This window comes from Pseudomonas sp. TR47, from assembly GCF_044143025.1.
GTDB classification, from domain to species: Bacteria; Pseudomonadota; Gammaproteobacteria; order Pseudomonadales; family Pseudomonadaceae; genus Aquipseudomonas; species Aquipseudomonas putida_E.
The window spans coordinates 162048-183935 of record NZ_JBHFCS010000010.1 but is presented as its reverse complement, the minus strand read 5'-3'; the positions used below and the strand labels follow the sequence as shown (position 1 = coordinate 183935).

Here is a 21888-nt window from a genome sequence, read left to right as displayed (position 1 = left end):
TTGCATTCACAAGGGACACTGAAGCTACCAGACATTTCGCCATAACCATTCAGCTAATAGCCTGCTCAAGACCTGTCATAGCCATTCACTGCGCCAAAACGATCAACATATTCTAAAGTTGCCCGCCAAGCGGCCGATCCCAATTTCACCTCACGCTGTCAGCCTGTGAACGCCCGAGCCGAGCAGCCCTGACCCGAACAGAGCCTAGCACCACAGGCCCGATACCTTCTCGAACCCTCCAAGAGCTCGATACAGGCATGAACCTACACATAAATCAGACGAAAAACAGGCCAGCTCTTCGCGATGACATCTACCGGGGTGACATCTTCCTTGACACCTCTCTGCGCAGCGCGCACGCGCTGTGCACACTCGCCCGAGACTGCATCACTCAAGCCTTTGAGGGTGAAACCGATCATCAGTCGCTGCACAAGATGATGCCGGTCGAGACCTTTATCGAACGTGTTACCGCCCTGAAACGCCACTTCACCAATGGCGAAGAGGCCAAGGCGCTGATCCATGCGTTCATTCAAGAAGTCGGCGCCGACCCGGCAGAATACCTGTTCGACGTTCCACGCGTGCGGGTAGTGCCCAACTATGACTATCTGCATGCAGGCGTCAGCTACGCCTACAAGCCGCATCGCGATACCTGGTATGGCAATGTCGACTGCCAGATCAACACCTGGATGCCTCTGTATTCGCTTAAGCCTGAGCAGACCATGATGATCAACCCGGCCTACTTCGACCGGCCGGTTAAAAACTCATCCGACGGCTGGAGCCTGGAGCACTGGATTACAGAGCAACGCTTCAAGGCCAAGGACAACGTTACCCAGGAAAACCGCGTGCACCCGGTGCCATTGGAAGACATCGATGCGCGTTCGGAACTGCGCATTGCCGGCAACAGCGGCGAGATGTTGATTTTCAGCGGCTCGCACCTGCACGGCACCGTTGCCAACACCACTGACCAGGTGCGCTTCAGCGTCGATTTTCGCCTGATTCACTTGCAAGACCTGATCAACAAGCGCGGCGCGATCAACGTAGACAGTGGCTGCGTAGACGCTCACGCCGGCTTCAAAGACCTTTTCCACGCCAGCGACTTTTCTAGATTCCAGGGAGTTAACCCATGACCAAGCGCCGCCTGACCGCCGCAGAAGTTGAGTACAACGAAAAACGTGCCACCGTGCTGAACAAGGTAGACGCCCAGTACGTCGCCGATGCGCCGTTCGTGTTCGCTAATCGGATCACAGTCACCGCCGCGCTGTCGCGCATGGAACTGTTCAAGATGGCCCAGGACGTACCTGGCGCTATCGTCGAGTGCGGAGTCTACAAAGGCAATTCGCTGATGCTCTACATGCACCTGTCGATGATTCTGGAACCGTATGCGATCAATCGATCGATCATCGGCTTTGATACCTTCCAGGGCTTTGCCAGCATCGACAAGGAAAATGATCCGACGGACATCAACGAAACGATGTTCTCCGACACCGATGACTCGATCCTTCAGGAAATGATTGACACCAATGACCTGGTGCGCCCGGTCAATCGCATCCCGCGCTGCGAAATCGTCAAGGGTGACATCCTGGAAACTGTACCGGCTTTCGTTAAGACTCGCCCAGACCTGGTGGTGGCTATGCTCATTCTGGACACCGATCTCTACGCGTCGACCAAAGTAGCGCTGGAAACCTTCCTGCCTTACATGCCGAAGGGTGCAATCGTGGTGCTAGACGAAGTCGCCTACCGCAACTTCCCCGGCGAAACCGCCGCATTGCGCGACGTTCTGGACCTGAACAAGGTCGAACTCAAACGCCTGCCGTTCGATTCGACGGTTGGCTACTTCCGGGTCTGATCCGGAAAAATCGTCCGATGCCTGGCGCATCGGACGACCTAAGCCTGTATCGTTACTCAGGCGCCTTTTCAAGGATTGCCGATCCCCAAGAAAGGCCCACACCAAAGCCGCTGAGCGCCACACGCTGGTGCTGCGAGCCGAGCACGTGCTTCTCAAGCAGCAGCGGAATGCTCGACGACACGGTGTTGCCGGTCTCGACCATATCCTTGACGAACTTCTGCTTGTGCTCACCTTCGACAAAGCGCGCCGATACTGCATCGACGATCGCCGCACTGCCCTGGTGCAAGCAGTACAGGTCGATATCGCTGGCCTGCAGGTCGCTTGCCTCAAGCAACTGCTGCAAGTGCGCTGGCACTTTGACGAGTGCAAAGTTGTAGACCTGACGGCCGTTCATGAAAAACTTGCCGTCGGTGGTGCGCAGGTGCTCCGCGCCTGAACCGTCGCTACCGAACAGTGACTTGCCCAGCTGCCAGGTAGCGCCCTCGCCCATCCAGGTCGCTGTGGCAGCATCGCCAAACAGCATCGTGGTATTGCGATCTTCGGGGTCCACGATCTTCGAATAGGGGTCGGCGGTGATCAGCAGACCGTTCTTCAAACCGGCGGCTTCCATGAAGCCCTTCATCGCGTACAGGCCATAAACGTAGCCCGAGCAGCCCAAGGAGATGTCGAAAGCGGCAATGGCAGTCGGCAGGCCGAGCTTGTGCTGAACGATGGCGGCAGTATGCGGCAGGCCTTCAGCGTCACCATTCTGGGTAACGACGATCACAGCATCGATGGATGCGGGGTCCAGCGATGGATTGGCAGCGAACAGATTCTTGGCGGCCTCGACGCAAAGGTCGGAGGTTTCCTGGGCGGCTTCCTTGCGCGGCAAGAAGGTCGAACCAATCTTGCCAAAGATGAAATCCTGGTCCTTGCCGAATTTCGCGCCCTGAGCGTAGTTGTCCACGCCTTCAGTTGGCACGTAACTGGCGATGCTTTTTATGCCAATCATATGGCTTCCCAATTCAGTAACAGCGAAATACCCGCTACGGCCAAAACGGCAAAACGCCAGGCGATACGGTGATCCCTGACGTCTTGTCCGGGGGCGACGGCGGTTCCCGGTTTCGACAATATACAGTGAAGATGCGCGCTCTGACTCTTAAGTCACGCTCTTTTTGTCGAATCGAGCAGGGCACTGCTGTCAAAGCCATCGGGGCCGCACAGCAGCCCCAACTTCAACGCCATGAGCACCGAGCGGCAGCCATGGCGTTGAGCGGCTTATGCGCAGCAGTCAGGCGATCAGTGCCTGCCAATCAACCCGGCCATCCAGCTCGAGGCTGAACAACTTGCCGTCACGGCTGTGGTTGCCGTTGTAGAAGGCATCCTGAACCAAGGCATGGGCCCAGCGCTCACGCAGTTGCGGGCAAGCCATCGCATCATCATTCACCTGGGCATGCCGTACGGCCTGAGCCTGCGGCGTCCAGACGACGAGCAAGCCAGCGGCTGCCGCTTGCAGGCACAGGTCGACCTGCGCAGCGCGCACGCTGGACGCTTGCTCATCAAGGCCACCAACAGCGCGCAGCAGCTCGACACCCAGCATGATGCACCCCGACACCGCCGAAACACCGTGCTCGACCTGCAGACGCTTCATGTAACCCGACGCATCCTTGGCCTCGCCTACAAATGCCGCGCGCACCCCCGCCCGCCCCGCCAGTACCAGGCCTGCCTCAGCTACCGCGCCCTCGGGGCTCAGCAACTTGCCACCCACCACCCCCACTTCCGGACGCTGGGCGTGGTTGAGCAAACCTTCCAGCCAGTTGGCATTGAGCACCTCGACTTCGCTGTCGAGCAGCACCAGGTACTCGCCACTCGCTTGCTGCCAGGCCAAATTGACCATCGCGATCGGCACCACAGCCAGCTCACTGCGAATCACCCGCACCCGGCCACCGGCGGCCTGCAAACTGTCGAGCCATTCGCGCAGCTCCGGCGACTGGCTGGCATTGTCGGCGATGAGAATCTCGTGGTGCTGATAGCGGGTGCGCTGCAGCACGCTGATCAGGCATGCTTGCAATTGCGTGAAGTTGTCCTGGCAGTACAGGATGATCGAGACCAGCGGCCGCGATTCGTGCCGGTATTCAACCGACAGCGTGCCTGGATGTGCAGACCCGACAGACGCAGCATAACCACGCAGAACGACATGCCGTGCCAGCACAGATCGCTCTTGTTCGTGGCTGCTGTTGTCCGGCGCCGCGCAGACCAACAGCGGCTCGGCCAGATGGGCGAGGCCAGCCATGCCACCCTGGGCAATCAGGCGCAGCAACAGGTCGAACTCCAGCGCCAGCGGGTATCGTGCGTCAAACCCCCCCGTTTCCAGCCATAGGTCACGACGCACCAACCAATGCCGAGCCATCTGGCCCGGCACACTCTGCAGCAGGTCAAGGTTGATGCCCGGGCGCAAGACGTCGCTCAGCGAACCATTGGCCTGAACCTGAAGCTCATCCATAGCCACCGCGCGCACACCCTCGGCGCCCAGCAACTCGAGCCCGGCACGCATTAGGCCAGCCACGGTAAACCGATCGCCACTTTCGGCCAACATGATCCAGTCTGTGCCCAACTGCCTGGCAGCCTCGTTCATGCGCTGGACGTAGTCCTGCTGGGTAACCTTGATGAAGTGCACAGTCTGTTGCGGTTTGGTCACCGCCGGCGGCTCGCCGGTGGTCAGCACGACAACCTTGAACGCGCGCGCATGGCCATCCATGAGGCTGTCGAAGGTCGCCTGAAGTTTGACCATGTCATCCTGCAGATCGAGCAGCAGAATGCCGAAACTTGGGCCGCCGCGATGCAGCTCCAGACGCTGCGCGGCTTTTCGGGCTTGCTCGGCACTCGGTTCACGGGCCTTCAGCCAATTGAGCAGGCGCCCCGACGGCATGCTGCTCAACAACGTCTGACTGTCGAAGCAAGGAACCGACTCCAGCCGACGCGACCACTCAAGCAACTGCTCGGCCTCAGCCTGGCTATCGTCATCCTGTTCCAGCAGTACCAGCAGGCGCTCGACCACTGTGCGGTTGAACGGGCTGATAGCCAGCGCCTCCCACAGCCGGGTGCGCTGCGCAGCCGCATCATCGCTGGCACGCGCCTGGAGCAACTGCCATTGCCGCTGCAAGATCGATTCCAGCTCGTCGAGTTGCAGACGCCCGGCCGGCATGGTGTGAATATGGAATTCCATCTCGGTCAGCAAATCGAAAAACGGCTTGTTGTAAAACGGCAGTTCAACGAACTGCTGCTCGCCAAAAATCCGTTTGGGCTCGCTCACCCGCTGCAGCCATTCGGAGCGAACAATTGGGCAAGCTTGCAGGGCCCGTCCGGTCAACAGCCCCTCTGCCATGCACTTGAAGCTCTCCAGGGCGATATTTTTGACTGCCTCAGTGCCTCTGCTGCTTAGCCCGGTAGGAATCGAAGCGAGAAACGCCGCAAAGTTTTCGCGGCCTTGGCGCGACTTCTCATCCTGCAAGGCAAGCACCGTGAGTACGTTGGTACCGTGCTCGGAGCCACCGTAATTACCCTCCCGCACCGCGAAAGGAATTGGCAGGATTCGTACCTTGGCATTGGCCAGCAGGTAGAAGGAATGGCCGATCTCCTGCCACTCGAAGCTGGTCCCCGGCGGCAGCAGCGCATACCACTGCTGCAAAAGGTCGGTGCGGGTCACCGCATAGAAGGGCGGCAGGAACTGGCCCATGAACTCGAGCAGGCGTTGCTCCGGGTCTTCCGAGCAGTAGTCTTCCTGTACCCGATTGTCACGCTTGTAGTATTCGACCTGCGCACCACCGGCCACATACATCATGCCGTAGCCATGGCACAGACCGTAATCTGGGTTCTGTTCGAGGAACTCCAGCGAGCGCGTTATGCCGTCCTGCAGCAGGAAGTCGTCAACTGCCATGAAGAGCATGAAGGGTGTGACAACTTCGTTGACCCCGTAAGCCAGCTTGTCCTGCAGCGCAGTATAGGAAAACTGCGGCAGATGCCGATAATCGACGCCTGGGTAATCGTGAGCAATCCCATCGTCCGCCTTCAGCGACGAATCCAGCACCAGAATGCTGGCCGGGTAGTTGCGGTAATAACACAAGGTCCGGCGCAAAAACTCCGGGCGATTGTGGGTAAGCAATACCAGTGTGAGGCGGTCCTTGAACGACGCATCACCTGAGTGCCGTGGATGTACCTGCATATCTGCTCCTGCCTGTTCGAGGGTTCAGCGCACGCGGCGCAGGTAGCCATCACGCGCAACGGTGATCAGCAACTTGTCATGGATTTCGGCATCGATAACGAAGTCCTCACTTTCCTTCAAATACGCCCACACCGCGGTGCGCGGGTTGTCGCCAACTCCCCAGGGGCGCTCAGGGAACGCGTCCGCCGGCATATCCTCAACCACCGTGTCCATCACCACGCAGTAGCTGCCCGGCGACACCATCGGCGCGTAAGCGCGCAACTCGGCGAGTACGTGCTCGTGGGTATGATTGGAGTCGAGCACCGCGATCACCTTCTTGCCCTCAGCCAGCGCCCGCACCTGCTCAACCACAGCCGAATCGATGCTTGAGCCTTCGATCATGCTGATGCGCTTGAACATCGGGTGGCTCTCGATGGCCTCGCGGTTGTGCGGCCGAATATCGCGATCGATGCCGAGCACTTCGCCATGCCCCACGAGCTCCATCATCGACGCGTAGTAGATGATCGAACCGCCATGAGCAATGCCGCATTCGATAATCAGGTCTGGCTTGAGCTTCCAGATCAGCTCCTGCATCGCAACCATATCCTGAGGCAGCTGAATGATCGGGCGGCCCATCCAGCTGAAATGGTAAGTGTATTTGTGCTTGGCCGACTCGTTGTAGAACGTCTGAGCCAGTTCGCGCAGCGCAGTATTGTTGCCTTGATCGCGGATTTCGTCCTGGCATTCTTGGATGAATGCCTGTTGTGGCGTCTTGTCGCTCATGTGAAGCCTCTTGAAAAGGGTGGCCCGCCGGCGCTGCGCGCACAGCGGGAATGACCGGTTCAAGCCCGAACCGCTAGCGGCGCTCAGGCTCGAGAGTGGGTTGCAGCAGTTGACGCAAACAGTCAGTAACCGCCCAGAACGCCATCGGCTCATGGGTCGGATAGGGATAACGGCCAAGGTTCAGGTGCAGCTTGGCGCCGCGCTCGTGCAAACGCTGCTCTACCAGGCTGCGCACGGCAACCGGCTGGCCGCTGGCGCAGTTGACCACGCCGGAAAAATCGCGGCAGTGCAGCAGGCCAGCCAACTGGCTCGCTGCCTGGGTAATCGGCTGGAAATCACGCAATTGATCGCCTGCGGACATATCGAACGAAGCCGCTCCACTGTCGATGGCGCGGTCAAGCGCGGCCAGCAGGCTGTTGGGGTTCTGCCCCTCGCCGTGCAGGTAGAAAAGCCTCGCCCATTGCAAGGTGAACGGATGATGCAGCCGCAGCGCCTGAAGAAACTGATGCAGGCTATGTTTAGCCAGCCCATACGGGTTGGCCGGACGCGCCGAGCACTGCTCGTCCAGTGGCCCATTCTGCATGCCGTATTCGAAGCACGTACCGGTGACCATCACCTGGCTCACCCCTGCCTCGACTACTTGCTTGATAAAGCGATAGTCGGCCATCAGGTTCTGCTCCAGGTGGAACAGCCCCTGGTAGTTGGGCAATCCTGGCCAGGCCAGGTGAGCAAGCACATCAATGCCGTCTACCCAGCGGGCAACGCGCCCGACATTCGCCTGTTGCAGGTCACCCGCAACGAACTGCACCTGATCGAACCAGGGCATGCTGCGGGCGCGCTGTTCGTCGCGCGCCAAGGCGCGCACACGACAACCACGGGCCAGCAGTTCGGCAACCAGATGTCGGCCAACAAAGCCAGTGGCACCGGTCACCAGCACATGCAGTTCACTCATAGCACGGTCAACTCAGGTACGGCGATAACGAACTGCCCGCCCCATTGACGAATAGCTGCATGTTGCTCGCTGATTTCATGCAGCAGGTTCCATGGCAGCACCAGCACGTAATCTGGTTGCTCCAAAGCCAGGCGCTCGGGCGCCACTACCGGAATGCGGCTGCCGGGCAGAAACTTGCCCTGCTTATGCGGGTTGGCGTCGGCAACCCAGGCCAGCAGGTCGGCCCTGACCCCTGCGTAATTGAGCAAGGTATTGCCCTTGGCTGCTGCGCCGTAGCCCACCACACGCTTTCCGGCAGCCTTGGCCTCGAGCAAAAAACGCAAGAGTTGCAGCTTGATCCGTTCGGCAGCAGGGGCCAGCGAGGTGTAGAAGCCAGCACTTCGCACACCGACTTGCTCCTCCAGCGCCAATAGCCTGGCGACAGCAAGCTCCTGCGTACGGCGCTGGCCATCGGCACGCTGTACGAACACCCGCAGTGAGCCACCGTGAGTCGACAGCTCTTGTACGTCGAAGATTTCCAGGCCGTTGCGCTGGCAAAGATTTTGTACCGCCGTCAGTGACAGGTAGGAATAGTGCTCGTGATACAAGGTGTCGAACTGATGTTCGGCAATCAGCGACAGCAGGTGCGGAAACTCGAACGTAGCCACGCCGGCAGGCTTGAGCAGGGTGGCAAAACCGCCCAAAAAGTCATTGATGTCTGGCACATGGGCGAGCACGTTGTTGGCTGCCATCAGGTCGGCGCTCCAGCCCTCGGAAACCATGTCCGTGGCGACGTCGCGGCCGAAGAATACCTCGCGGATATCCAGGCCTTTGGCGCGCGCCGCGTCGGCGGTGCTGCGGGTCGGCTCGACCCCCAGGCAGCGGATGCCGCGCTGAGCCACGTACTGCAGCAAGTAGCCATCGTTGGCGGCGATTTCAACCACGCAACTGTCGGCATGCAATGCAAAGCGATCCACCATGCTGGCCACATAGGCCTCGGCATGAGCCAGCCATGAGCTGGAATACGAGCTGAAGTAGGCATAGTCAGCGTCGAACAGTTGCTCGGCGCGGGTGTAGTCCTCGGTCTGCACCAGCCAGCACTGCTCGCACACCGCCACCTTCAACGGCACCCACTGCTCCGGATCGGCAAGTTGATCGGGGCGCAAGTAAGCATTGGAGGGTGGCGAGGTACCCAGATCAATCAAGGGCAGGTGCAAAGCGCTGCCACAACCACGGCAATTCATAAGGTCACTCCGGCAAAACGGTCGTCCAGCCACGGATGCAGTTCATCACGGGAGGAAAGATTGATCACGGGCAACGGCCAGGCAATGGCCAGGCGCGGGTCGTGCACCGACAGGCCGCCCTCATGCTCAGTGGCGTAGTCGGCACTGTGCAGGTACAGCAACTCGGCATCGTCGCTCAAAGCCTGGAAGCCATGGGCGAAGCCTGCTGGCACCAACAAGCTGCTGCCCTCCCCGGCTTTCAGATGTTCAGCATGCCATTGCAGAAAGGTCGGCGAGCCGGCACGCAAGTCGACTACCACGTCCCATACCTCGCCTTGCAAGCAAGTGATGTACTTGCTCTCCGGCTGCGCCCCCGCCTGGTAATGCAGGCCGCGCACGCTTCCGCGCTCACGGGTCAGCGAATGGTTGACCTGGCGGATGTGAAAAGGCGCGCCGAAACGCTCCAGGCTGCCTTCACAGTAAATCCGCGAAAAGGCGCCGCGAGCATCCTCGAACCGTCGATGCTCAATGCGAGCCAAGCCGGAAAGCGGCAAAGGGTGTAGGGTGTACTGGCTCACAGTGACTCCTGGTATAGGCTCAACTGGCTCAGGCTGACCGCACGCATGTCCATGCCCTTGCGCCAGGCCAAGTGCCAGCCCAACGTCCGCTCGAGGCATTCGTTCAGCGTCCAGCGTGGGCGCCAGCCGAGCAGATGGCGCGCACGCGAGCTGTCCAGCCGCAGCAGCCCGGCTTCGTGCAGGTCGCTCTTTTGAAAGTTGACGCCCGGGGACTGCGGCCATTGGCTGGCCAACAACTGCACCACTTCGCCGACGCTGCACATGTCGTCATCGCCGGGACCGAAGTTCCAGGCACCTGTAAAGGGCTGACCCTGTTCGTACAAACCGGCGGCCAGCTGCAGGTAGCCTGCCAGCGGCTCCAAAGCATGCTGCCAAGGGCGCACGGCCTGGGGCAGGCGGAGGGTGACTGGCTCACCGGCAGACCATGCCTTGAGCACGTCGGGAATCAAGCGTTCCGGCGAAAAATCACCACCACCCAACACATTCCCTGCGCGCGCGGTGGCCAGGCTCAGGCCATGTTCGGCACGACGCTCGGCCGGGAAAAACGACGCCGCGTAGGATTGTGCAAGGATCTCGCAGCAGGCCTTGCTGCTGCTGTAGGGGTCATGGCCGCCTAGCGCCTCGTTCTCGCGGTAAGGCCAGGCCCACTCCTGGTTGGCGTAGACCTTGTCGGTTGTAACGACCACGCAGGCGCGCACTCCCCCCACCTGGCGCACTGCCTCCAACAGGTTGAGGGTACCCATGACATTGGTCGAATAGGTGCCCAGTGGGTCCCGGTAGCCTTCACGCACCAGCGGCTGGGCAGCCAGGTGGAGGATGATCTGCGGCTGCACTTCGGCCACCAGCTCCAGTAGCACGCCAAGATCACGCACATCCCCGCGGCGATCATCGATGCCCTCGCCTACCCGCGCCAGCTCAAACAGGCTAGGCTCGGTCGACGGGTCGAGAGCGAAGCCTGTGACTTGGGCGCCCAGGCTCTGCAACCAGAGAACCAGCCAACTGCCCTTGAAACCGGTGTGCCCCGTGACCAGGACCCGCTTGCCAGCCCAGAACGCGGTGTTCAGTCCCATTGCTTCCATGGGGCCTCCCCGCTGCTCCACAGTTGTTCCAGGTGATTCTTGTCGCGCAGGGTGTCCATCGGGTGCCAGAAGCCATCGTGTTCGAACGACATCAGCTGGCTTTGTTCGGCCAGGGCGGCCAAAGGCTCGGACTCCCATGGCATGGCGTCGTTGGCGATATACGGAATGACTTTCGGCGAAAGCACGAAGAATCCACCGTTGATCCAGCCCCCGTCGCCGCGTGGCTTCTCGCTGAAGCCACGCACCAGATTACCTTCGCGCGCTAGTGCACCATAGCGCCCTGGCGGTTGAACAGCGGTAACGGTAGCCAGCTTGCCGTGGCCAAGGTGGAAGTCGACCAATGCGCCAATGTTCAAGTCCGAGACGCCATCACCGTAAGTGAAACAGAACGCCTCTTCATCTACCAGGTACTTGGCCACGCGGCGCAGGCGCCCCCCGGTCATGGTTTCTTCGCCTGTATCGACCAGCGTTACCCGCCAGGGCTCGCTGTAGTTCTGGTGCACGTCCATGCGGTTGGCGCGCATGTCGAAGGTGACGTCAGAGGTATGCAGGAAGTAGTTGGCGAAGAAATCCTTGATCGCGTAGCCCTTGTAGCCCAGGCAGATCACGAAGTCGTGGATCCCGTGTGCCGAATACTGCTTCATGATGTGCCAAAGAATTGGCTTGCCACCGATTTCGATCATCGGTTTGGGCTTGAGGTGTGACTCTTCGCTGATACGCGTGCCGAGCCCACCCGCCAGAATGACTGCCTTCATCGATTTCCTCATGTGCTTCGCGCCCCGGTCCGCCAGGGTGAAGGATTTATGGCGATATCGAAGGGTGACTGCAGGAAATGCGCCAATCTGCCTGAAGGGTCAGTCGGTTTTTTTGATCATACGGGGTAGAACATGCTCACGATTCTGAAAGCGCTTACTGAGCTGAAGAAGGCCGCGCGCCTAGGGCCGCGGCGCGGCCCTTATAAAGCACTTGCAGTGTGCAGCGAAGCGGATCAATCCGCCAACCAGCCCCACTCCCAGTGCCGCAGGTTGTCATCGCGCAGGACGAAGTCACGTAACACGGCATCGCGCAGCTCATCACCCATGCGATAACTGGCTGCCGGGTCAGCCAGGTGTGAGCGAATCGCTTCGACCCACTCCTTGGTGCTATTGCTGTAAACCCGGGTGCAAGGCAGGTAACCACGGTACGCCTCGGTATCGGTGCAGATCACCGGATAGCCACAAGCGCCATACTCCAGCAAGCGCAGGTTGCTCTTGCAGTCGTTGAAAATATGGTACTCCAGCGGCGCCAGGGCGAGGTCCAGATTCAGGCTTGCCAGCTTGGCCGGGTAGTCAGCCAGCGCTACCGGTGGATGAAACTCATGCATGTACGGGCGAAGTTCATCAGGGCACATGCCGAAAAAGACCCAATGAACTTCATCGGCAAGGAGCCGAACGGTTTCGGCGATGATATCTAGGTCTCCCGTGTGACTGGTGCCGCCGCCCCAACCCACCCTTGGTTTGGAGGCCGTTGCCCGCTCACTCTTCAAGCCGCCCCAAACCTGAGGGTTAAGCATGTTCGGGACCACGCGGAAATCACTGTGCATCGACGCCAGTGCATCTGCCAGCGCCTGAGTGGTCACAACAACGCGATCACACAATCCAATGCCACGACGCAGGTGCTGTTCGATGTCTGCCGGCTTGTTGCGGGCATGCTTGTTCTTTTTGGGCGCCTTGAGCACGTAGTCGTCAATTTCATAAATACGCCGCGCATTGGAGTATTTCGCCAGGCGCTCGATGTCGCCAACCGAGCCTTCGTTATGGCGCAGCTGCACCACGATGATATCGGGGTTCATTCTGGCAAGTTGAACGGTGTCAGGGGATTCGTACGATACCTTTCCTACGATACGCCCGGCAGCTTCAAGACGGGAAAATGGCTCGGTGACCCTGTAACCGCCAACTGCGGAAGCATTCACAGGCAGCGCCAGCACTGAAGGCAACGTCCTCGCGCAGAATGGGTCCCAGCTACCTTGGTGGCTCGGATCCAGGCTGAAATTGACGCGCCCCAACCCTAGGTTCGGGTTGTATGCCGGATCGCGCACGACCAGCGCACGCCAACGCTCGAAGAAAGCCGATTGCTGCGCAAATGTCGCACCGGCATGGGGCTCCGCTGATACAGATCCAATAGCACGCAGGCAAGCATACGGCGTCCAGACAACCAGATACCCCAGATTTCTGGAACGCAGGCACAGATCGACTGCGCCCAACCCCATTGAAAATTGCGCGAGATCCAAACCGTCCAACGCTTCGAATACAGACTTGCGCACCATCAGGCAATCGCCTGCCACCGCACTCCAGTTCTGAGCCACCTGCAAACGCTGCAGGTATCCACGGCTCTGGCCATCCTCGCCCGCACAAACCAGCCCTACGCCACCACTACCCCCCAGCACCAGGCCAGCGTGAACCACCCTGTCGTGCACATCCACAACCTTGGCGCCCACGATGGCCACTTCAGGACGCTGAGCATGGTTGAGCAGCTCACCTAACCATTGGCCCTCGCATACTTGCAGCCCAGCAGAAAGCAACAGCAGGTATTCGCCACGTGCGACGGCGCCAGCCTCGTTGATCATTTGCCCGACGTCCGCAACGTCGCCCAGACGCAGTACGCGAAGCAGTGCACCACCGATTTCGGCCATTGCCTGAAGCCAGCTGTCTACATCGGGATCTACTTCGCCAGGCGCGACCAAGACCAATTCATAGCGCGAATAAGCAGTGTGCTCCATGACCGACATCACGCAGCGCTGGAGTATTTCCAGCGGCTGATCACAGGAGACCAGAAGCGTCACCAACGGCTGCTGTGCATGCTGATAGTCGATCCTGTTCAGCACGGGCAATTCATCGTGACGCACATGATGTGCAATACCCAGGCGGTTCAAATGCCCATGAACAACGCACTCGCTTTGGGCTATCACTGACGCCTGCGACATCCATTGCGCATAGCCAAGGGTCGAATGCACCTGGATTTCCGCAATGTGCTCGACGACCTGCGGCCCTTTGCTCTCAACCAAGCGCCAGAGCAGATCATGCGCCGCCAGGTCGGCAAAGCGCGGATCGAGACCATCGAACGCGATGAACGCTGCGCGATCGAAGGCTAACGTTCGCCCGATGTACGGGTAGCTTCTCATCAGGTCGATGTTGAAATCAGGCTTGAAAATCGGCTCACAGAGAGCACCGTCTACCCAGGCATCTTCATCGCTGTAGATACAGCCCAGCCCCGGCATCACCGCAATGCGCTCAGCCAGCAGCAGCAATGCTGAGTCAACAAGCCTGTCACCTGCCTGTAGCAGGTAAATCCAATCGCTGTCGCCCAGCGCGGTTACAACCTGATTGACCTGGCTGACCCAGTCACCTTCAAGAGGATGCTGAGTAGTACCGGACCAAACGCAACCTTCAATGTCGGATAGCACCACACAATCCTGGGCTGCGTAGCATTGTGATTGAACACTGCTCAGCGTTTGGCTGAGTTCATCAAGCCTGCCCTCTAGATCAAGCACCAGCACGGCGATCCTGGGCCTGCAGGGCCAGGACATGTAGGTGCGAGGTAGCCGCTTGAGTTGCGCAGCACTGAGCTGACGCTCATCCATCCATGCCTGATAAAGCTCAGCGTAACTTTCGCTTTCACTGCCGATACGGCAGTGCATGGTGTTCTGCCAGTTACCCAGCAGCAGCACCAGGTTCATCTCCTGCCATTGACCAGGTATCAAAGCAGCGTCGGACAGCTGCCGATAGCGCACCCAACCTTGTGCCGGGGCTTGCTCGCCCCCTCGCTGCTCAAGCATCTGGCGCAACCAGCTCCACTCGAGCGCAAGCGACGCTGCCACCACCGACTGCTTGCTCAAGCGCTCGCTGTGCAGGCGCTCGACCGCCAGCACATCACCGCTGAGCGCCAGTTGACCTGCACGCATCAGACAGCAGAACAGGGCCATGTCCAGCAAGGCCACAAACCCCTGGGCGTCCTGTGTCAACGCACTCAACAGGTTCAACGCCTGCTCGCGCCGAATCATCGCGGCGGAAAAGTTGCCAAGGAAGTTGGCCGGGTTATCGCTGAGTACCGACAGGATGTCGTTTCCGTCGAAAAGCGTGTCCGCATCAACGAACCGAGCATTGGCCAAGCGCATCGGAAGCACATAGTTGTTCTCGTCGACGAACATACGCTGCGCTAGCGCCAGGCTGACCTGCGGATTTTCTGCCAACATCGTTGCCTGACTCGCCACGCATGCAGGCATTAGCCGGTCGTCGTCACACAGCACTTTGACCAACTCGCCCGAGGCCATTTGCACGGCCTGCACCACGTTGCCGACGAAACCTAACCGGTGCAGGTTACGCATATAACTCACCGGCCTGCCGCTCTGTTCCTGCACCGAACGCACGATCGCTTCAATCTCATCCCCCTCGCTGTCGTCGCAGACGACCACTTCAAGAGGCTCATACGATTGCCCTACCGCGCTCTGCAGCGCAATGGCGAAGAAGCGAGGATTAAAAGCCGGGATAACAATGCTGACGAGAGGCTGTGCGTTCACGTTGGGGCCTTGGGGAGAGGTACCGCGCCAGATCGGGCGCTCTGGCGCGGTAAAGAAGCAGGAGAGACAATCAGATGTAATTGACCAACGACAACCCGGCAACTTTGGCATAGGCCTGCAGTGAAGCTTGCAGCATGTTGGTCTGCATCTGCAGGCGCAACATCACTTCGGCCGGGTCGCTTTCGCGGATCGAGCTTTGCGTCTTGATATTCTCGGTGCTCAACGCCTCGTTGGTCTCGGCCTGCACATCCAGCGCCTGACCGCGGCCACCGATGGCACTGACCGACGATGATACCTGGTTGATGGCACTGCCGATGTTACCCACCGCCGAGTCAAGAGAAGCCAGAAAGCTCTGGCGAGCGACCGGGTCGCTGTCCATCGGTGTGGTCAGCGCGGTACGCAGCTTGCTGATGGTGTCGAGTACGTTCTGAGTCTGATGGGTATCGACCTTGACCCCGAACGAATCGCCGGCACTTGGCACGCCGGAAAGCTCGAAGCTGACACCCGCGGCAGTTGCAGTGGTGCCATTAGGTCCACCCAGCACACCAGAAGCCACCGGACGACTGTCAGACGTGATGGGAGAGGCATAGAGTTCGTACGTGTTGGTGCCAGTGAACTTGAGCACAGCGCCGCTCGTGGGGAACGCTGCCTTGTATGCGGCCTCGTCGGTAATGGTCGCGCCAGTGACTTGCTCCGACGACGTATTGCCAGCGCTACGGCTGCTGGAAATGGCATCGCCCTTGGAGCTCAAGGTGAATGTATGCCCGGCGATGGCGGTATCTTCGTTACCCTTGTCTGCGTCCTTAAAGGTGATGTCAAGGCGCAGATCCACACCCCGGAAACTGAACGAAATATTGTCACCGTTGGGGTCGAACTTGCCACCCTGGCTGGCCTCGAGCGTGACGTCATTGCCGCTGGCATCAAGCACCTTGAATTGCGTGCTGCTGGTGAATTCGATGGTGTAGGGCTCACCACTGCGGAACCGATCGTTGTAGGCGCTGCTGCCGGAAACCTGACCATTGGACAGGCTCACGCGGCCATCGTCCGGGTTTGGCAATGTCTGCTTGGTTTCGCTGCGACTGGTATTGAGCGCCTGCTCGAATGCGTCATAGCCAGTCTCGTTAGCCGCAAGGCTGAGCATATCACCCACCTGCAGGTTCAACTTGCCCTGATCACCCTGGTAGCTGTAGGTGCCATCAGCATTGCGTGTATACGGAGCGGTATCACCCTTCGAACCAGAGAACAGGTACTTGCCGTTTTCATCCTTGCTGTTCATCAATGAGAACAGTTGCTCTTCAAGCGACGCAAGTTCATCCGCATTGGCCTTGCGATCGGAGTCAGTGAACGTGCCGTTGCCCGAACTCACCGCCAGCTCGTTGACCCGCTGCAAGATGGTACCAATGGAGTTCAACGTGCTCTCAGCAGTGCCCAATGCATTGCGCACATTGGTGATGTTGCCCGAATACTGCTTCAGCATGTTCTGCTGCTGCTCCAGCTGCAGCAAGCGCGCTGCGCCCACCGGGTCATCCTTGGCCGACCGGACGCGGATGCCATCGCTGGCCTCCTGCTGGGTCTTCACCGTGTTGGCGAAGTTCTTCTGATAGTTGGCGCTATTGGTGTTGTAGAACTGCGAAGTAGAGATGCGTACGCTCACGATCTACGGCTCCTTAAAGACTGTTGATCAGGGTGGCGAAGGTTTCCTGGGCCGCCTTGATGATCTGCGACGACGCGGTGTAATACTGCTGGAACTTGATCAGGTTGCCGGTCTCTTCATCGATCGACACGCCCGACAGGCCGTTGCGGCTGTCCAGTGCAGAGGTGTGCAGCGCCGTGGTGGCGTCGCTGTCCATCTGCGCCTGGCCAGCCTTGCCGCCAACGTTGGAGACCAGCTTGGCGTAAGCATCGGTGAAGCTGATGCCCTTGCCATCGGCACCCACCTCAACTGTGGATTTGGTCTGCAGATCGATGACCGACTGGCCGTTGCGGTTGTCTGCAGACCCCGCGCCGGTCAGCGCCACGGTGTAGCTGTCGCCGTTCTTCGGGGCGCCGGAGACGCTCATCTCGAAGGTGAAGTTGCCGCCCAGCGAGTTACCGTTGCCATCAACCATCGGCACCGACAACTGCAGCTTGTTTTCCTGGCCCGGTACGATGGTGCCGCTGCCAATTTCAGTACCCTTGGCGTCGTACATCTTGTAGGCCTGGGGCGATGTGCTGCCGTCTGCGAACACCAGCTTGACCGGGGTCGAGTACTTCAGGCCGTTCTGCAGCTGGGTGCGCTGGGCGGCATCGTAGATGTCCAGCTCCGAGGTCAGCGTCGGCTGGGTGATCACGCCCGTACCCTTGTTGCCGGAGCCGCTGGTGGCAGTCAACGGCGAGGCCAGCGCCAGACGCTTGGGGTCGGTCAGCACAGTGTCGATGCTGGCTGCTGCGTTGCGGGTCGGGGTGATCTTGAAGCTGTCACCGGCACTCAAGGCACCGCCGTTGAGCGATAGGGTGAAACCGTCGATCACCGGTGGCGGGTTGTCGGTGAGGTCGAAGCTGCCCATGTCGGTGCCTTCCGGCAGCTTGCGGACGTTGTAGCCGGTGCCACTGGTGAAGGTCACCTGGTAATCGCTGGTGGAGAGCTTGCCAGTGTCTTTGATGGTCACATCGAGGTTGCCGGAGCCGGCGCTGTTGCCCGTTTTGGCAATACTGCGCTGGCTTATCGCCGCTGCACTGTTGATGTCACCGAACAACGTGGCACCGAACTCACCGTTCTTGTCGATACCCTGGGCCAGCTGGCTGTTGATCGCGTCGGCCACCACCAAGGCCACACGGCCCAGCTCGTTGAGCGCAGGGTCGAGGGTTTCCTTGCGGTAGCGGATCTGGGCACCCATCTCACCACCGGTGGTGCTGTTGGTGATGTCCATCTTGGTCGAACCGCGGTTGAGGATCAGGCTCATGCGGGTCGGGTCGGTGGCACTCGGCTCCACGCCCAGGGTCTGGGTGGTCTTGCCCAGCACCAGCGCCTGGCCGTTCTTCAGATAGATGTCGTAGTTGCCGTCACGCTCGACCACATCGGTACCAATCAATGCACTCAACTCACGCACCGCACCGTCACGCTGGTCGAGCAGATCGTTGGGCTGGCCGGAAATGGAACTGACGCGGGAAATCTGGTCGTTGAGGTCGGCGATGGTCTTGGTCAGGCTGTTCACCTGATCAGCCAGCGACGCCATGTTGCTGTTGATGTTGCTGTTCTGCTGATTGAGCTGCGACGACAGAGTATTGAAGCGCTTGGCCAGGGACTGCGCGCTGGTCAGCAGCAGTTGGCGCGAGGCATCTTCGGTCGGCTTGGCAGCGGCGTCCTGCATAGCGCTGAAGAAGCTCTGTAGCGCAGCGGTGATGCCGGTGTCGCTGCTGGACAGGGCGGTATCCAGCGGCGTGATCTGATTCAGGTACGAGGACGCTTCGCTGCTCAGCGAGGTGGTGGTGCGCAACTGGTTCTCGAGGAACGCGTTGTACACCCGGCGCACATCCGCCAGCGTGGTGCCGGTGCCCATGAAGACCTGACCGACCTGCTGGCCGCCCTTGGTCTTCTGCACGTTCTGCTGGCGCGAGTAGCTATCGACGTCGGCGTTGGCGATGTTGTTACCGAGGGTGTACATCCCCGACTGCGCGGCGCCCAGCCCCGACATACCAATGTTGATCAGACTCGCCATGGTTCCATGCCCTTAAAGTTTCGTTGTGGTACCGAGCGATGCATAGCTCTCGTACGACTTCATCTGTCTTGCGATCTGCGAGATCTTGCTGGCGTAATTCGGGTCGGTGGCGTACCCGGCCTTTTGCAACTCTTGCACGAACTGTTCTGGCTTATCGGCCGCCTTCACCGCTTCTTGATAGCGGGAATTGTTCTGCAGCAGGCTCACCAGGTCGTGGAAGCTGTCCTGGTAGGAATCGTAGGAGCGGAACGCTGCCGTCTCCTTGACGAACTGGCCGTCACGGAACTCGCTGGTGATCGCCCGCGCCGAATCGCCTTCCCAATTGCCTGTGGCCTTGATGCCGAACAGGTTGTGGCTGCTGCTGCCATCGCTGTTGCGCATGACCGACTTGCCCCAACCGGTTTCCAGGGCGGCCTGGGCCACCAGGTAACGCGGGTCGACACCGATACGCTTGGCGGCCTGTTCGGCCATCGGCAGCATGGTGGCGACGAATGCGTCGCTGTCGGCGAACGCTTTTTTCGGCGCCAAAGGAGGCTGCGCCACGGCACGGCCGGTGATGCGCAGGCCGCGTTCGGGCACGGCAAAGCTCTGCGCCACCTGCTGCCCATCGCGGGCCGGCACGGCGGCGGTATTGGTGGCTGCCGCCGGGTTGCCCGCCGAGGGCACGATACCGGCCAGCAAGCGGTCGGTCAGCTTGCCCGGCAACGCCAGGCGCCGTGAATTGAGCGCGGCAACGTCGTTGCGGCTGGCAGCCGACTGCGCGGCATGTACCGGCTCGGCCACCTTGTTGCCCCACAGCGCCGGCGCGCTGCCCTCGATACGCGGGAACGGGCTGGTGTTGACCGGCGCGCTCTTGTTCTTCGACAGCTGGCGCACCAGCACGTCCTGCAGGCCGATACCGCCGCCCTCGCGGGACATGCTCACAGCCAGCTGCTGGTCGTACATGTCGCGGTACTGCTTGACCGTCGCGCTGTTCATCGGGTTGTCATCGGCCAGTACATCACTGGCCTTGCGCGAGGCCTTGAGCATTTCGCTGATGAACAGCGACTCGAACTCCTGGGCCACCTTGCGCACATTGGCGTCGCTGTCGCGATCACCGTGCTTGAGCGAGCTCAGGCGATTGAGGTCGGTGTAGGCGCCGCTGTCGGCCGCGCTGGAAACCAGGCTTTTCGAGTTCATGCGTGGCGTCCTCAGATCACGATCAGGTCGGCCTGCAAGGCGCCGGCCTGTTTCAGGGCTTCGAGGATGGCCATCAGGTCGCTGGGCGCTGCGCCCACCTGGTTCACCGCACGGACGATTTCATCCAGCGTGGTGCCCGGGCCGAACTTGAACATCGGCTTGGCTTCCTGTTGCGCGTTGACCCGCGAGCGCGGCACCACGGCCGTCTCGCCATTGGAGAACGGCCCCGGCTGGCTGACGATCGGGTCTTCGGTGATGGTCACGGTCAGGCTGCCGTGGGTCACCGCCGCCGGCGAGACCTTGACGTTCTGGCCGATCACGATGGTGCCGGTACGCGAATTGATGATGACCTTGGCGACAGCCTGGCCCGGGTCGATCTCCAGGTTTTCGAGGATCGACAGGTAGTCCACACGCTGGGTCGGGTCCATCGGCGCGCTGACGCGCACCGAGCCGCCATCCACGGCCTGGGCCACGCCTGGGCCCAGCAGTTCGTTGACCTTGTCGACGATACGCTTGGCGGTGGTGAAGTCGGGCCGGTTGAGGTTCAACGTCAGGCTATTGCCCTGGTTGAAACCACTCGGTACTGCACGCTCCACCGAAGCGCCACCCGGGATACGGCCTGCCGACGGAACGTTGACGGTGATCTTCGAGCCATCGCGGCCTTCGGCATCGAAGCCGCCGACCACCAGGTTGCCCTGGGCGATCGCATAGACGTTGCCGTCGATACCCTTGAGCGGCGTCATCAGCAGGCTGCCGCCGCGCAGGCTCTTGGAGTTGCCGATCGAGGACACGGTAATGTCCACCACCTGGCCCGGCTTGGCGAATGGCGGCAGGTCGGCATGCACCGACACCGCAGCGACGTTTTTCAGCTGCACGTTGCCGGAGCCGGCGGGCACTTTGATGCCGAACTGCGACAGCATGTTGTTGAACGTCTGCAGGGTGAATGGCGTCTGGGTGGTCTGGTCACCCGTGCCGTTGAGCCCCACCACCAGGCCGTAACCGATCAACTGGTTGGAACGCACGCCCGAGATACTGGCGATGTCCTTCAGGCGCTCGGCATGGGCGCCGAACGCACAGGACAGAAGCAAGGTTGCGGCAATCAGTTGCCTGACGTTGAACATGTTCATCCGTACTCAGAAGGGCCAAAGCGGGCTGAGGAAGAAACGGTCCAGCCAACCAGGCTGGCTGGCGTCGGCGAAGGAACCGGTACCCGAATAGGTGATGCGCGCATCGGCCACACGGGTGGACGGCACTGTGTTGTCGGTGGCGATGTCGTCGGCGCGGATCAGGCCAGCGATGCGCACCAGCTCTTCGCCGGTGTTCAGGGTCATCCACTTCTCACCACGCACGGCGATGATACCGTTGGGCAGCACTTCAGCGACGGTGACGGTGATCGAACCCGTCAGCGTATTGCCTTGGGTAGCCTTGCTGTCGCCCTTGGTGGCGCGTTCACCGCTGTAGCCCGCTTCCAGCGACAGATCGCCGCTGCCGAACGGGTTGTTGGTGCTCGGCGTGGCACCGAACAGCGAGGTCAGGCCGATGTTGGCGCTGCTGTCCTTCTGGATCTGCGAACCGGCATTCTTGCTGGCCGAGGTGCGTTCGTTGAGCGTGATGGTGATGATGTCACCGACGCGGAACGCCTTACGGTCGCTGTACAGGTTCTGCTCGAAACCGGCCTGGTAGATCGAACCGTTGTTGGCCGCTGCCGGCAACGGGGTGCGCGGCAAAACCGGCGCGTAGTACGGGTCGTTGGGCTTGGCCGTCGGTGCGACGCAACCAGCCAGCAACACCGCCCCCCCCAGGGCGAACAGGGACAACAGACGATTCATGACGCTTACC

The 21888-nt window shown here is 60.4% G+C and carries 16 protein-coding genes; 2 read left to right on the top strand and 14 right to left on the bottom strand.

Annotated features, from left to right (window positions below):
• Positions 1-257 precede the first annotated feature (257 nt).
• Both ACEWE8_RS13515 and ACEWE8_RS13510 read left to right on the top strand, forming a co-directional pair.
• Positions 258-1124, top strand: a complete 867-nt coding sequence (locus ACEWE8_RS13515; protein ID WP_046785362.1) for a hypothetical protein — start codon at positions 258-260, stop codon at positions 1122-1124.
• Entirely contained in the window at positions 1121-1843 is a 723-nt protein-coding gene (locus tag ACEWE8_RS13510; RefSeq protein ID WP_046785363.1) for a TylF/MycF/NovP-related O-methyltransferase, read from the top strand. The genes ACEWE8_RS13515 and ACEWE8_RS13510 overlap by 4 nt, the downstream gene beginning before the upstream one ends.
• Before the next feature lie 52 nt (positions 1844-1895).
• Here the strand turns inward: ACEWE8_RS13510 and ACEWE8_RS13505 are convergent, their stop codons facing one another.
• The 14 genes from ACEWE8_RS13505 to flgH all read right to left on the bottom strand — a co-directional run bounded on the left by ACEWE8_RS13505 (position 1896) and on the right by flgH (position 21878).
• Positions 1896-2834 carry a ketoacyl-ACP synthase III gene (locus ACEWE8_RS13505; protein WP_046785364.1) on the bottom strand — a complete coding sequence of 313 codons (939 nt, stop codon included), beginning with the start codon at positions 2832-2834 and terminating at the stop codon, positions 1896-1898.
• A 279-nt stretch (positions 2835-3113) separates the two neighbouring features.
• Positions 3114-6044 carry a TIGR00180 family glycosyltransferase gene (locus ACEWE8_RS13500; protein ID WP_046785365.1) on the bottom strand — a complete coding sequence of 977 codons (2931 nt, stop codon included), beginning with the start codon at positions 6042-6044 and terminating at the stop codon, positions 3114-3116.
• A 24-nt stretch (positions 6045-6068) separates the two neighbouring features.
• Entirely contained in the window at positions 6069-6806 is a 738-nt protein-coding gene (locus tag ACEWE8_RS13495; protein WP_046785366.1) for a cephalosporin hydroxylase family protein, read from the bottom strand.
• A gap of 73 nt (positions 6807-6879) precedes the next feature.
• Entirely contained in the window at positions 6880-7758 is an 879-nt protein-coding gene (locus tag ACEWE8_RS13490; protein ID WP_046785367.1) for an NAD(P)-dependent oxidoreductase, read from the bottom strand.
• Positions 7755-8981 (bottom strand): class I SAM-dependent methyltransferase, encoded by a 1227-nt coding sequence (locus ACEWE8_RS13485; RefSeq protein ID WP_046785368.1) that lies wholly within the window; start codon positions 8979-8981, stop codon positions 7755-7757. Before ACEWE8_RS13485 ends, ACEWE8_RS13490 begins: the two co-directional genes overlap by 4 nt.
• Complete coding sequence (locus tag ACEWE8_RS13480) at positions 8978-9538, bottom strand: dTDP-4-dehydrorhamnose 3,5-epimerase family protein (RefSeq protein WP_046785369.1); 561 nt, start codon at positions 9536-9538, stop codon at positions 8978-8980. The genes ACEWE8_RS13485 and ACEWE8_RS13480 overlap by 4 nt, the downstream gene beginning before the upstream one ends.
• On the bottom strand, positions 9535-10617 hold the full coding sequence (rfbG, locus tag ACEWE8_RS13475) for a CDP-glucose 4,6-dehydratase (protein WP_046785370.1): 1083 nt from the start codon (positions 10615-10617) through the stop codon (positions 9535-9537). Before rfbG ends, ACEWE8_RS13480 begins: the two co-directional genes overlap by 4 nt.
• Positions 10599-11372 carry a glucose-1-phosphate cytidylyltransferase gene (gene rfbF / locus ACEWE8_RS13470; protein ID WP_046785371.1) on the bottom strand — a complete coding sequence of 258 codons (774 nt, stop codon included), beginning with the start codon at positions 11370-11372 and terminating at the stop codon, positions 10599-10601. Before rfbF ends, rfbG begins: the two co-directional genes overlap by 19 nt.
• A gap of 233 nt (positions 11373-11605) precedes the next feature.
• Positions 11606-15172, bottom strand: coding sequence for a glycosyltransferase (locus ACEWE8_RS13465; RefSeq protein WP_046785372.1), 3567 nt, complete (start codon positions 15170-15172; stop codon positions 11606-11608).
• Positions 15173-15242: 70 nt separating this feature from the next.
• Positions 15243-16826, bottom strand: a complete 1584-nt coding sequence (locus ACEWE8_RS13460) for a flagellar hook-associated protein 3 (RefSeq protein WP_046785373.1) — start codon at positions 16824-16826, stop codon at positions 15243-15245.
• A 13-nt stretch (positions 16827-16839) separates the two neighbouring features.
• Positions 16840-18870, bottom strand: coding sequence for a flagellar hook-associated protein FlgK (gene flgK, locus ACEWE8_RS13455; protein ID WP_046785374.1), 2031 nt, complete (start codon positions 18868-18870; stop codon positions 16840-16842).
• A gap of 12 nt (positions 18871-18882) precedes the next feature.
• Complete coding sequence (gene flgJ, locus ACEWE8_RS13450) at positions 18883-20049, bottom strand: flagellar assembly peptidoglycan hydrolase FlgJ (protein ID WP_046785375.1); 1167 nt, start codon at positions 20047-20049, stop codon at positions 18883-18885.
• Positions 20050-20060: 11 nt separating this feature from the next.
• A complete protein-coding gene (locus tag ACEWE8_RS13445; protein WP_046785428.1) occupies positions 20061-21170 on the bottom strand; it encodes a flagellar basal body P-ring protein FlgI in 1110 nt (369 codons plus the stop codon).
• Positions 21171-21182: 12 nt separating this feature from the next.
• Positions 21183-21878 (bottom strand): flagellar basal body L-ring protein FlgH, encoded by a 696-nt coding sequence (gene flgH, locus ACEWE8_RS13440; protein ID WP_012315555.1) that lies wholly within the window; start codon positions 21876-21878, stop codon positions 21183-21185.
• Positions 21879-21888: the final 10 nt, after the last annotated feature.

Excerpts from the sequence above, each read along its gene's own strand:
- ACEWE8_RS13515 (WP_046785362.1), top strand. The coding sequence starts at position 258 with ATGAACCTACACATAAATCAGACGAAAAACAGGCCAGCTCTTCGCGAT.
- ACEWE8_RS13510 (WP_046785363.1), top strand. The coding sequence starts at position 1,121 with ATGACCAAGCGCCGCCTGACCGCCGCAGAAGTTGAGTACAACGAAAAA.
- ACEWE8_RS13505 (WP_046785364.1), bottom strand. The coding sequence starts at position 2,834 with ATGATTGGCATAAAAAGCATCGCCAGTTACGTGCCAACTGAAGGCGTG.
- ACEWE8_RS13500 (WP_046785365.1), bottom strand. The coding sequence starts at position 6,044 with ATGCAGGTACATCCACGGCACTCAGGTGATGCGTCGTTCAAGGACCGC.
- ACEWE8_RS13495 (WP_046785366.1), bottom strand. The coding sequence starts at position 6,806 with ATGAGCGACAAGACGCCACAACAGGCATTCATCCAAGAATGCCAGGAC.
- ACEWE8_RS13490 (WP_046785367.1), bottom strand. The coding sequence starts at position 7,758 with ATGAGTGAACTGCATGTGCTGGTGACCGGTGCCACTGGCTTTGTTGGC.
- ACEWE8_RS13485 (WP_046785368.1), bottom strand. The coding sequence starts at position 8,981 with ATGAATTGCCGTGGTTGTGGCAGCGCTTTGCACCTGCCCTTGATTGAT.
- rfbG (WP_046785370.1), bottom strand. The coding sequence starts at position 10,617 with ATGGAAGCAATGGGACTGAACACCGCGTTCTGGGCTGGCAAGCGGGTC.
- rfbF (WP_046785371.1), bottom strand. The coding sequence starts at position 11,372 with ATGAAGGCAGTCATTCTGGCGGGTGGGCTCGGCACGCGTATCAGCGAA.
- flgK (WP_046785374.1), bottom strand. The coding sequence starts at position 18,870 with ATGGCGAGTCTGATCAACATTGGTATGTCGGGGCTGGGCGCCGCGCAG.
- flgJ (WP_046785375.1), bottom strand. The coding sequence starts at position 20,049 with ATGAACTCGAAAAGCCTGGTTTCCAGCGCGGCCGACAGCGGCGCCTAC.
- ACEWE8_RS13445 (WP_046785428.1), bottom strand. The coding sequence starts at position 21,170 with ATGTTCAACGTCAGGCAACTGATTGCCGCAACCTTGCTTCTGTCCTGT.
- flgH (WP_012315555.1), bottom strand. The coding sequence starts at position 21,878 with ATGAATCGTCTGTTGTCCCTGTTCGCCCTGGGGGGGGCGGTGTTGCTG.